Genomic DNA, 12,934 nt, shown 5'->3' with positions numbered 1-12,934 from the left:
AATAAAATAGTTAATTAAAGATAAATATCAGCCTTTAATATGATAATAATCATATAAAAATACAATATTAAAATTTTTTATAAATTGTAAATAATTGTAATTGTAAGTGTTAACATAAAAAAAGGCACCCTTTTTTCAAAGGATGCCTTAAATAATTAACTAAAAATGCTGTTATTTTACAAGTAACATCTTCTTTGTATCGGTGAAATCTCCTGCTTCTAAACGGTAAAAATAAACACCGCTTGAAAGAGCTGATGCATCATAATCAACAAGGTAATTACCAGCAGGTTTAACTTCATTAAGAAGTGTTGCAACTTCCCTTCCTAATATATCAAATACTGTTAGTTTTACTAATCCGGTGGTAGGAATTGCAAACTTAATATTTGTTATCGGGTTAAACGGATTCGGATAATTCTGTAATAAATTGAACTTATTCGGAATTTCACTGTTAATTGGAGTTAATCCTGTAAAAATGTTCGGTCCGCAGCCAATAACATCAAACTGTGCTTGCCCTGTACCATTATAACCGCCGGGTAAAAATATTTTTGCTGTATCATTTACAACACGTCCTGTTACTGCTGCGAATATATTTGACATACCGCCGCCCGGTTTTCCGGATATAACTCTTACCCATGCATTAGCAGTAATACTCCATACATGAACAGAATCGTGATAACCGGTTGCACCGCCTCTTTCTCCACCTACAGTATAGAAAGCGTTTCCTATTGCAAATCCTCCGATACGGCTTAAACCAGTAATTGCTGCCGGAACCGGAATATTAGGTCCTGCTGCCCATGTAATAGTAGAAGCATTTGAACCTATAGTCCCGATCTGGAATGAATTTGTGAATGGGAATCCTCCGGCTATGAATATTTTATTGCCTGAAAGACCTGCAGCATGAGACCTTCTGCCGGTTGCAAATGGGGTTGATGAGCCCCAGGTATTTGAACCAATTCTGTAAAAATTAACGGTGGTTGTACCGGATGCCCACGGACCACCTGTTACAAACAGAACGCTATCACCCCAGTTTACTGTTGCATGACCTGATACTGCTAATGGACCCGGTGCTTTTAATGTCCAAACACCGGCGCTGTATTCGTAAATATCAGTTGAACCTGTTGTTACAGAAGCACCTCCGCCAATGTAATATAGCTTACCGCCTGCTGCGGTTAATGTACCGCCAGCTTTTGCTACCGGAAGTGGTACTCCAACTGTCCAGGTACCTCCTAATGTATATCTTCTTATTGTAGTAGTAGCCAATCCTGTTGCATCGGGTGTATGAACAAATAATGTATCACCAAGCCATGCAGATTCCTGATAAAATGTTGCTGCCGGAAGTGACGGATAAGTGTTTGCCGGACACCAGTTTGAGCTATAGTAGTTAGGTGCCGGGGGCGGTCCTGAAGGACCAAGTAATCTTATGAAATCAATACCGATGAAATCACTGTTCACGCCTGAAGGACCGCCGTTAACTACTCTGTAGTTGATAGCGAATCTGCCGTTAGCGCCTGCTGAAGGAAGAGTGAATCTTCTTTCTGCCCATGAACCTGTGAGTGTTGTTTTGAATCTGCCTAACTCAACCCATGAACCTGAGCCCGGAACTGTATCGCCGTTTGATGCCCAGTAAACTCTGATTGAATCGGGGAATGTTGAACCCGTAGGTCCTCTTTCGTAGAATGAAAGTGTATCGCCTGATGCACCGTTTACAACCGGTGAAATAAGCCAAAGATCGATCGGGTTTGTACCGGTAACGTTGTTGAAGTTAGCGGCAACATAACCTGTTGCGGGACCGTTGAATGCTGCGAAAACAGTACTGTTACCCTGGAACCAGTTGGGTGATGTACCTGCAGGACCGCCAGCGGGTCCTCTTTTTGGTTTGTAGCCTCTTGTACGTAAAGCAACTGTATCATTTGCTCCGTTTAAACTGTCTACATACTTTACAATAGCGTTTGTGTAGGGAACAGTCGGCTGAATAGCGTCTGTTTCTGTGGTGCCTGATGTCTTTGAATTGAACGGATCTGACCAGATCAGTCCAAGAAAAAATACACCGATGGCAAAAACTGCGAGAATCGGGAATGCTTTTTTCATAAATTTTGATTAATTGTAATAAAATAGTTAATTAAAGATAAATATCATCGCTTAATATGATAATAATCATATAAAAATGCAATATTAAATTTTATTTAATTATCTAAATAGGGTAATATTATTGGTTTAGGTAAAAATAAAGGCATCCTTTTATTCAAAGGATGCCTCAAAAAAAACCTGGAAATATTGATTATTTTACAAGTAACATTTTCTTTGTATCTGTAAAGTTACCTGATTCCAGACGGTAGAAGTAAACACCGCTTGAAAGTTTTGAAGCATCGAAATCTACAGTGTAGTTTCCTGCTACCATTACTTCATTAACAAGTGTTTCTACTTCTCTTCCAAGTATATCAAATACTGAAATCTTTACAAGTCCTGTGTTAGGAAGTGCAAATTTTATATTTGTTACCGGGTTGAATGGATTCGGGTAATTCTGACTTAATTTGAATTGATTTGGAACTTCGTTTCCATTATGGGAAATTCCAACTATACCGCAACCGCTTAAATCAGAATTCCATGTTGCTGTAATTTCAGCAGGAGTTAATGCACGCCTGTAAAGCCTGAATTCATCCATTGTTCCTCTTAAACCGGCAGATGTTGAATAGCCTCCAACTCTGAAGCCTGATCCCAATGGCATGTTTGTGACCCTTGTGACAGAATTTGAAAAGACACCATTTTTATAAGCTCTTATCTGTCCTGCCGCTGAATCATGTACAATAGTAACAACAGTTGAATTGGGTCCGGTACCATTAATTAATATCTCATCTGTACTGCCTCCTGATGAAGTGAATCTTACTAAAAGGTTATCCGCTCCTGCTACACCACCGCTGAAACATCTGAAAGAATTTGAGCCAGCATCTCCGAATATATAAGATATACTGGTACTGGATGGCATAGTGAGCCAAAAACTAATAGTCCAGCTCGAAGTACCAAGATCCCAGTTCCAACCGGGAGTAACACCTGCATTGGTTAAATTTGTTCCTGCCAGGCAGCTATCGAATTGACCACCGGATGTTAAAGTCGTTGCTGCTATTGTAGGTGTCGGATTTCCTACTCCGGGTATTGCACAATTCAGCACTGTAGTTGAATTGGGGTTATTTTCAAATTTGTAATATAATAGATCAGGTCCGCTTCCGGGAGGAGGAGCAGCAGGTCCGAGTAATCTTATGAAATCAATTCCGATAAAATCACTGTTTACGCCTGAAGGACCGCCGTTAACTACTCTGTAGTTGATAGCGAATCTGCCGTTAGCGCCTGCTGAAGGAAGAGTGAATCTTCTTTCTGCCCATGAACCTGTGAGTGTTGTTTTGAATCTGCCTAACTCAACCCATGAACCTGAGCCCGGAACTGTATCGCCGTTTGATGCCCAGTAAACTCTGATTGAATCGGGGAATGTTGAACCCGTAGGCCCTCTTTCGTAGAATGAGAGTGTATCGCCTGATGCACCGTTTACAACCGGTGAAATAAGCCAAAGATCGATAGGATTTGTACCGGTAACGTTGTTGAAGTTAGCGGCAACATAACCTGTTGCAGGACCGTTGAATGCTGCGAAAACAGTACTGTTACCCTGGAACCAGTTGGGTGATGTACCTGCAGGACCGCCGTTAGGACCTCTTTTTGGAATGTAGCCTCTTGTACGTAAAGCAACTGTATCATTTGCTCCGTTTAAACTATCAACGTATTTTACTACAGCATTGGTAACCGGAACAACAGGATTAATAGCATCAGATTCAGTGGTGCCTGATGTCTTTGAACTGAATGGATCTGACCATATCAACCCAAAGAAAAATACACCAATTGCTAATATCCCAAGAAATGGAAATAATTTTTTCATCATTGTGTTTCCCTTTAATTGGTTTATAGAAAAAATATGTTAATTGATCATGATAATATGTAATATAATTTAGTCAAATTCAATGATATAAATGCTTAAATTTAATACATTTAGTGTAAATCTAAATTTCTGATAAAAAATATATGTTTCACAATAATGGAAATTATTAAAATTTTATATAAAAGCAGTTTGTAAACATAATAAAAAAGCATCCGCTTTATTGCGGATGCTTTTTTAAAAAACAATAATCTTTTATAGTCAGATTATTTTACAAGTAACATCTTTTTTGTCTGTGTAAAATTTTCTGCTTCAAGTGTATAGAAATATACGCCTGTTGCGAAGTTTGACGCGTCAAATGTTACATCATATCTGCCTGCGCCTCTTAATTCATTTACAAGTGTTTTAACTTCTTTACCTGTGATATCATACACTTTTAATGTTACAAGTGATGCTGTAGGAACGCTGAAGTTAATTACTGTAGACGGATTAAACGGATTTGGATAATTCTGAGAAAGCTCAAATTTATCCGGTGCTATTGTTGAGTTATTACCTGTGCTTGTAAATGTACCGGCCCTGGTAATATGGAACAGATCTGTTGCAGCTCCTGTACCTATACCGCCAACTATACCATAACCTGCAGGGCAGAATAAGCTCAATGTATCATTGATACATTTTGCTGTTATATGACCCATAATGTTTGATCTTGGGAAAGGTAATCCGCTTATCTGACCGCTCCATGTATTAGAAGTAGCGTTGAATACGTATGTTATATCAGAATAACCTGTTGTTGTACCTCTTTCACCGCCAACTAAGAAGAACCAATTGCCGAACGATGTTGATCCCGGTCTGCTTAGCCCGGATTCTGAAGTAGGAACATCCGGTGCAGCTACCCAGGTTATTGTTGATGCGTTTGAACCTATTGTGCCAACATAAGTTGATTTTATAAACGCAGTATTGAAACCGCTGCTTACTATAATTTTGTTGCCGTTAATTCCCATTGCAAAAGTTCTTCTACCCTGGCCTGAAGGAAGTGAAGTTGCCGTAGTTCCCCATGTATTACTGCCTATGCGGTAATAATGATGAGCAAGATTGGTTCCTGAACCAGTCCACGGACCGCCAACAACCACAATAACGCTATCACCCCAGTTTACAGCCTGGTGACCAGATAGTGCAGTTGGTAAAGGAGCCATAGTTGTCCAGCCTGCTCCGGGTGTGTATGAATAAACTGTAGTTCCTCCGGTTGTTACGCCGGTTGCGCTGCCGCCAATATAATATAATTTACCGCCTGCTGAAACCATAGAACCGCCTACAAGTGCGCCCGGCATTGGTACGCCTGTTGACCAGCTTCCATTATATGTATATCTGTAGATTGTAGTTGTTGCCGCACCGGCGCTTGTTGGTGCCTGGAAATATAAAGTATCGCCTATCCATGCTGATGCCCCAAAATACGCAGCATTGGGTACTACGGGACGAGTTGTCCACTGATTGGCTGTTACATTACATGTTACAACCGGAGCAGGCCCGAGTAATCTTATGAAGTCAATTCCGATAAAATCACTGTTTACGCCTGAAGGACCGCCGTTAACTACTCTGTAGTTGATAGCGAATCTGCCGTTAGCGCCTGCTGAAGGAAGAGTGAATCTTCTTTCTGCCCATGAACCTGTGAGTGTTGTTTTGAATCTGCCTAACTCAACCCATGAACCTGAGCCCGGAACTGTATCGCCGTTTGATGCCCAGTAAACTCTGATTGAATCGGGGAATGTTGAACCCGTAGGCCCTCTTTCGTAGAATGAGAGTGTATCGCCTGATGCACCGTTTACAACCGGTGAAATAAGCCAAAGATCGATAGGATTTGTACCGGTAACGTTGTTGAAGTTAGCGGCAACATAACCTGTTGCAGGACCGTTGAATGCTGCGAAAACAGTACTGTTACCCTGGAACCAGTTGGGTGATGTACCTGCAGGACCGCCGTTAGGACCTCTTTTTGGAATGTAGCCTCTTGTACGTAAAGCAACTGTATCATTTGCTCCGTTTAAACTATCGACGTATTTTACTACAGCGTTTGTAACCGGAACAACAGGATTAATTGCATCAGATTCAGTGGTGCCAGATGTCTTTGAACTGAATGGATCTGACCATACCAGTCCAAAGAAAAATACACCAATGGCTAATACTCCCAGAAATGGAAATAATTTTTTCATCATTGTGTTTCCCTTAAATTGGTTTAAAGAAAAAATATGTTAATTGATTATGTTAATATGTAATTTTTTTTAAAAAATGTCAATATATTAATTACTTTATACAAACTGTGTAAAAAACCGCTATTTATGTGTTTAAACTAGCAAATTGCATAAAGAATTGAAAATAAAAAAAGCGCTTTCTTTTTGAGAAAGCGCTTAATAATTATAAATAATTTGTTACTTAATCTGCTTTCGCAGAAAATTCTATAACTTCATTATTTTATCAACATCATCTTTTTGGTTTCTTTGTAGTCACCGCTTGTTAATGTATAGAAGTATAAACCGGTTGAAAGTTTTGAAGCATCATATGTAAATGAATAGCTTCCTGCTTCCATCTGTTTGTTTACTACTACATCAACTTCTTTACCCATTACATCATAAACTGATATTTTAACCTGGCTTGCTTTTGGAACGTCAAATGAAACGTTTGTAGCCGGGTTAAACGGATTTGGATAGTTCTGTTTTAAGCTGTATGATGAAGGAATACCAGTGTTGTTATTATTGATTGCAACAAGCTGTGTTCCGTAAATTACAAATGGTAAGCCCTGTCCATTTGTTCCGTCTAATGCATTACCCCAAACGCCTGCTAATTTCTGTTTTGCATTTCCGGTAATTGGTGTGTTTAAGATAGTTCTTGGCGGAGCCCATGGACCTGAAGCAAGTGAACCTAAAAATGTTGTCTGTAACCAGTAGTATCCCGGGTTCAATGTAACATTGATGGTATCAACAATTGCCATTATAGGTCTGGTTGTCTGTGTGTTGTATGGAGGTGTTGCTGTTGTTCTGTATATGTTTGACCAGTATGTAGCTCTCATTCTGTTTGTTGTTGTATCGCCGGCTCTTAATGTAACACCTGCGCTGTCAACTCTGCCGTTCCATATTGCAACACGTGAAGCTGTGTATGTTGATGTTAGTGTTGAACCTGTCTGGTAGCTGTAGAATTTAATTGAATCGATCTGCCACTGCTGTCCTGCAGGAACTGTGAAATCATCACCCATCCAGTTAAATAAGTTACCCTGGCTTCCGAAACCGAATAAAGTTCCCGGAGCTGTGATAAAGCTTACATCTGCGCCGCCCTGGCCCTGGCCTGCTGCGTTCACTAATTCATTGTAAGTAAATAAAACTGCAAGCGGGTTATCCCAGTTATAGCCAGCAAAACGCTCTATATCATGATTGTATAAAACATTGCTGCTGCCCTGGTTAACGCTGTTAACGGTTTCTTTATCGTTACCATCGTTTGAAAACCCAAAGCTCATTACAATTGCTGTAATAAGTACTGCGAAAATTGAAAGATTTTTCTTCATGGTTTTGTTACCTTTCGTTTAATTTAGTTAATTACCCTGCGAAATATGTATTATTTTCTGTGGTTAATCAAGTCTAAAATGATTTTTTTAAAAAAAATTATAAAATATTATTATTTTGTAGATTTCTCAAATTTAATTAATACTAAACTTCAAACAATAGAACTTTAAATCCCTTTTTTGATATTTTAAAAATCCCTATATTTGAAATTCCTGTGATTTTATCACTTCCTGTTTAAAAAACTAAAATAAATATATAATATATAGAGGGGATTATTCCTATGGCAGAGAAAATTGCTGCAGAAAAGAAATCAAAAGGCACTAATGGGGCTGCAAAAGATACCAACGGGTCAAAAGTATCCAATGGTACCAAAGAAAGCTTGCAGTATGATTTTCATAAGGAAACTGTTAAGAATCACGGATTATCAAATGAAGAGATGATCCACGCTTATAAAGCTATGCTCCTTTCCAGGTTCACAGATGACAGGATTGATATGCTGATTAAACAGGGCAAAGCTACATTTTTAATTTCCGGTTCAGGACATGAAGCTATCCAGGTTGCATGTGCTATGGCTATGGAAGGCGGTAAAGACTGGTTCTTTACATACTACAGAGATAATGCTATTGGTACCGCACTTGGAATTACACCAATAGAGATATTCAGGCATATTATGGGTAAGGCTACAGATACTTTCACAGGCGGCAGGCAGATGCCTATGCATCTTGGTTCAAAAGAGCTGCGAATGCCCACAGCATCTTCACCAACAGGCTCTCAATACCTGCAGGCAGTAGGCGCAGCGCTTAGCTGTGTTTACCGCGGAACCGATGAAGTTTCTTATGTTGGCGGCGGCGAAGGCTCAACCAGCGAAGGCGAGTTCTTTGAAGCTATTAACTGGGCTGCCAGAGAAAAGCTCCCCACAATTTTCTGCATTCAGAATAACCGCTTCGCTATTTCTGTGCCAATTGAACAGCAGACTGCAGGCGGATCAGTATATAAAGTAGTTCAGGGATTCGAAGGAATTCACAAATTCCATATTGATGGAACTGACTTCCTCGAAAGCTACGCCACAGCTAAAGAAGCTGTCCGTCTTGCAAGAAACGGCGAAGGACCAAGCTTTATTTATGCTGATGTTGTAAGGCTTCGTTCACACTCCGCATCAGACTCACAGGATAAATACCGTTCTAAAGAAGCAATTGAAAAAGATACTTTAAGAGACCCGATAGCACAGTTTGAAAAAGTTCTTGTTGAAAGAAACATCATGACCGCAGAAGATATAGCGGCAACAAGAAAAGAGTTAAATGACCTCGTTATCAAGTCAGCCGAAGAGGCTTATGCTGAACCGCTTCCCGATCCATCAACTGTAGAAGATAATCTCTTCTGCCCTGATGACCAGCAGACAAAAATAGCTTACGAAGCTACACAGCCTTCCGGTGAACCTATTGTTATGGTTGATGCAATTAACCATGCGCTTATGGAAGAGATGGAAAAAAATCCGAATATGCTTGTTTATGGTGAGGACGTTCAGGATGGCAAAGGCGGTGTTTTCACAGCAACAAAAGGACTTTCAACAAAATTCGGCGTTAAACGTTGCTTTAATTCTCCGCTTGCTGAAGCTTCAATATTAGGAACTGCAGTAGGCGCGGCATTAAGCGGATTAAAACCCGTTGTTGAAATTCAGTTCGCTGATTATATTTTCCCTGCAATGATGCAGATAAGAGATGAGCTTGTTATGTACCGTTACCGTTCAAACGGCGCTTTTGAATGCCCTGTTACTATCAGGGTTGCAACAGGCGGATACATTGGCGGCGGACATTATCATTCACAGAATATCGAAGCAATTTTTGCAAAATGCCCCGGCTTATATATCGCATATCCTTCCAATGCAGCTGATGCAAAAGGATTGCTTAAAACTGCTTGCCAGCTTAAAGACCCTGTAATGTTTTTAGAGCATAAATTCTTATACAGGCAGGGTTATGCTAAATCACCGGAGCCGGATGCAGATTACTACCTCCCATTTGGCAAAGCCGCTGTTAAGAAGGAAGGTAATGATCTTACAATAGTAGCTTACGGCGCAATGGTAGAAAAAGCGCTTAAGACCTCCAGGGAGATGGAGAAAAAAGGATACAGTGTAGAAGTTATTGATATTAGAACCATAGTTCCGCTTGATACTGAAACAATATTAAACTCAGTTAAGAAAACCGGAAAAGTAATAGTATTCCATGAAGATACAAAATTCATGGGCTTTGGCGCTGAAATAGCTTCGCAGATTGCTGAAGCAGCATTTGAATATCTTGATGCCCCGGTTAAACGTGTTGCCGGACTTCATATTCATATTCCGTTCAGCCTTGAAAGCCATGCGCTTCCGCAGGATAGCTGGATCTTAAAAGCTGCCGAAGAAATGCTTGCTTACTAAAAGTGAAAAAGAAATATTGAAATAACGAATGAATATAAAGCGGAAAGATAAATAACTTTCCGCTTTTTTTTAGTATTATTAAAGAACAAGGGGCTGATTTATATTTTAAAATTAATTTGTCATTCCTGCGAAAGCAGGAATCTTAAAAAAGTAATACCGAAAATAATTTTAGTACCTGTTTTACTGATTGAAGGTAAAGAATCTAAAGTTTAAATTTAGTAATAAAATGAAAGAACCAATAATATCAATTTCGGGTATCAGGGGAATTTATGGTGAATCTTTAACTCCCGAAAATATTGTGAAATACGCTTCGGCTTTTGCAGTTTACAACAAAAGAAAAAAAATCGTTTTAGGCAGAGATGGCAGAATGGGGGGAGAACTTGTTGAAAAGCTTATTGAATCCACTCTTCTTTTCTGCGGATGCGAAGTCGTGAATATAGGTGTTGCTCCTACGCCAACCGTTTCCTTAGCGGTTGAAACACTAAAAGCAGCAGGGGGAATTGCTGTAACCGCTTCCCACAATCCGCAGGAATGGAACGGTATGAAATTCATAAACAGTAAAGGTATTTTTCTTGATGCAGATGAAAACGCTGAGTTATGGAAGCTGATTGATCTGAAAGAAAACGTTTATGTCCCCGCCGATAAGGTAAAGCATGTTGAATACTACCCGGGTTTTGGTGATTATCATATTTCCAGGGTATTGAGCATCAGCTCGCTTAATATCAGCAAAATTAAAAAGAGGAAATTCAAAGTTGTAGTTGATTGTGTGAATGCTTCAGGATCAAAAATTATTCCCGCCTTGCTTGAAAAGCTGGGCTGTAAGGTGATAAAGATAGATTGTGATCCCAGCGGAGTTTTTACCCGCAAACCTGAACCTTTGCCTGAAAACCTGAAAAGAACTTGCCGCGAAGTAAGAAAGCATAAGGCTGATATCGGCATTGTCATTGACCCTGATGCCGACAGGCTTGTGATTATTACCGAAAAAGGCGAACCCTTTGGCGAAGAAAATACTATCACTGCTGCTGTTAAACATGTGCTATCTAAAACCAAACAAAAAAACAGAATAGCTGCCATCAATCTTTCAACATCGCGTTCAGTTGATGATGTGGTAAATTCACTTGGAGGCAAGCTTTACAAAGCGCCGGTTGGTGAGATCAATGTTATCAAAAAAATGAAAGATGTAAAAGCTGTAATTGGCGGCGAAGGCAGCGGGGGAGTTATACTGCCGGAAGTTCATTACGGCAGGGATTCACTTGTTGGCACAGCTCTAATTCTCAGCGAAATAGCTGAATCGGGTTTAAAGGTATCAGAATATAAAAACTCACTTCCGCAATATTTTATCCGGAAATCAAAAATTCAGCTCGAAAATATTAATGCTGATTCAATTTTTGAATTTATGCGCAGGAAGTACAGTGACAAAAAACAAAATTTTGAAGATGGCTTAAGGCTTGATTTTGATAACCGGTGGGCAAACTTCAGGAAATCAAATACTGAGCCAATTATCAGAATAATTACCGAAGCATCAACAGTTAAGGAAGCAGAATATTTACAGGTTAAATTTAATAAAGAAATAGCTGATTTTTTAAATTAACGTATAAATCCCTTTATTTTATCAATTATTTTTAGCTAATTTGCCAAGAACTTAAAATGAATATTATATATGACCAAGTTACTTGAAGTAAAGAACCTCAAAACATATTTTTATACTGATGACGGAATTGCCAAGGCAGTAGATGATGTATCATATGATCTTGATCGCGGTGAAACATTGGGGCTGGTGGGAGAATCAGGCTGCGGAAAAAGCGTTTCCGCACTTTCAATAATGCGCCTGATACCAAACCCGCCCGGTAAGATAGTTGGAGGTGAAATACTTTTCAAGGGTCAGGATCTGACCAAGTTTGATGATAAAAAAATGCAGGAGATCCGCGGAAACGATATTGCTATGATTTTCCAGGAACCGATGACTTCTTTAAACCCTGTATTTACATGCGGTGACCAGATCGATGAAGCCGTTATGCTGCATCAGCAGGTTTCCAAAGAAGAAGCTAAAAAGCGTTCTATTGAAATGCTGCGCCTGGTTGGTATTCCCGCTCCTGAACAGAGATATTCAGAATATCCTCACCAGCTTTCCGGCGGTTTAAGGCAAAGAGTAATGATAGCTATGGCGCTCTCATGCAATCCCGAAATTTTAATTGCGGATGAGCCAACCACTGCCCTTGATGTAACAGTTCAGGCGCAGATACTTGAGCTGATAAAAAAACTGCAGGATGAGCTGGGTATGGGTGTAATTATGATAACCCATGACCTTGGTGTTATTGCCGAAGTAACCAAACGTGTTGCTGTTATGTATGCATCAAAGGTAGCTGAGTATTCTGATTCATCAGAGATTTTTTACAATCCCAAACATCCATATACACTTGGTTTATTGAATTCAATTCCAAAGCTTAATAAAGGCCACGGAAGACTGGCAACTATCGAAGGTAATGTACCTGCTGCCACAAACTATCCTGCAGGCTGCCACTTCTGCACAAGATGCAAATATGTTGATAGTAAGCTTTACACAACAGACAGCAAATGCTGGAATGTAGAGCCTGTTCTTGAACAGGTTAGCGGCACAAGCCAGATGCATACTGTTGCATGCCATTACTGGAAGGATATTGAAACCCGCCGATTAAAAGAAGGTGACAGGATTCCCGCTGAAATGGCTTAGATTTTTTAGCCCCGGAACTTTCGGGGCTTTTTAATTATTAATATAGAAATGATAAATATCCCAAAACCCGGCAAAACAAAACAGGAACTTCTGCAAAAGCTTGAAAGCATAAAAACCGAATACTGTAAAGATATTGCAGATAATGATGTAAAGATTGCCAATATAACAGATGGCTTCAATATCAGGGCAGAAAAACAAGTATTGTTCTTAACTTTCCACGTTGATGCAAATATTATAGCAAAAGATGGAAGTTATGAAATTACATGGGAATCAAATGCCCCCGAAAACAAGGTCAACGAAGCCCTTGAAAAAGTAAAAGCACTTCTCGAAAAGTAGCAGTGCGAGTC

Annotated in this window: 8 protein-coding genes; 4 read left to right on the top strand and 4 right to left on the bottom strand. The window is 39.7% G+C overall.

All coding sequences use genetic code 11. From position 1 onward, the window contains the following. Positions 1 to 171: 171 nt before the first annotated feature. The 4 genes from J0M37_14635 to J0M37_14620 all read right to left on the bottom strand — a co-directional run bounded on the left by J0M37_14635 (position 172) and on the right by J0M37_14620 (position 7,466). Positions 172 to 2,088: a choice-of-anchor J domain-containing protein gene (locus J0M37_14635; protein MBN8586323.1), complete on the bottom strand. Its 1,917-nt coding sequence runs from the start codon at positions 2,086 to 2,088 to the stop codon at positions 172 to 174. A gap of 190 nt (positions 2,089 to 2,278) precedes the next feature. Beyond that, the gene (locus J0M37_14630; GenBank protein MBN8586322.1) at positions 2,279 to 3,925 is read right to left on the bottom strand and encodes a choice-of-anchor J domain-containing protein; all 1,647 of its coding nucleotides are present in this window, start codon (positions 3,923 to 3,925) and stop codon (positions 2,279 to 2,281) included. Positions 3,926 to 4,185: 260 nt separating this feature from the next. Further along, on the bottom strand, positions 4,186 to 6,126 hold the full coding sequence (locus tag J0M37_14625; protein ID MBN8586321.1) for a choice-of-anchor J domain-containing protein: 1,941 nt from the start codon (positions 6,124 to 6,126) through the stop codon (positions 4,186 to 4,188). 251 nt (positions 6,127 to 6,377) lie between these two features. Continuing rightward, positions 6,378 to 7,466 (bottom strand): T9SS type A sorting domain-containing protein, encoded by a 1,089-nt coding sequence (locus J0M37_14620; GenBank protein ID MBN8586320.1) that lies wholly within the window; start codon positions 7,464 to 7,466, stop codon positions 6,378 to 6,380. Positions 7,467 to 7,744: 278 nt separating this feature from the next. Between J0M37_14620 and J0M37_14615 the strand changes: the two genes are divergently transcribed. From J0M37_14615 to J0M37_14600, 4 genes are all read left to right on the top strand, one after another. Then, positions 7,745 to 9,877 carry a dehydrogenase E1 component subunit alpha/beta gene (locus J0M37_14615; GenBank protein MBN8586319.1) on the top strand — a complete coding sequence of 711 codons (2,133 nt, stop codon included), beginning with the start codon at positions 7,745 to 7,747 and terminating at the stop codon, positions 9,875 to 9,877. A 226-nt stretch (positions 9,878 to 10,103) separates the two neighbouring features. Next, positions 10,104 to 11,468 (top strand): phosphoglucosamine mutase, encoded by a 1,365-nt coding sequence (gene glmM, locus J0M37_14610; protein MBN8586318.1) that lies wholly within the window; start codon positions 10,104 to 10,106, stop codon positions 11,466 to 11,468. A 69-nt stretch (positions 11,469 to 11,537) separates the two neighbouring features. Then, positions 11,538 to 12,587, top strand: a complete 1,050-nt coding sequence (locus tag J0M37_14605) for an ABC transporter ATP-binding protein (protein ID MBN8586317.1) — start codon at positions 11,538 to 11,540, stop codon at positions 12,585 to 12,587. 48 nt (positions 12,588 to 12,635) lie between these two features. After that, positions 12,636 to 12,923 carry a hypothetical protein gene (locus J0M37_14600; GenBank protein ID MBN8586316.1) on the top strand — a complete coding sequence of 96 codons (288 nt, stop codon included), beginning with the start codon at positions 12,636 to 12,638 and terminating at the stop codon, positions 12,921 to 12,923. Positions 12,924 to 12,934: the final 11 nt, after the last annotated feature.

The organism is Ignavibacteria bacterium (genome assembly GCA_017303675.1).
In the GTDB taxonomy this organism is placed as follows: domain Bacteria; phylum Bacteroidota; class Ignavibacteria; order Tepidaquicellales; family OLB5; genus OLB5.
Note: the sequence above shows the minus strand (reverse complement) of the source record. Positions and strands in the feature narration are given on the sequence as shown.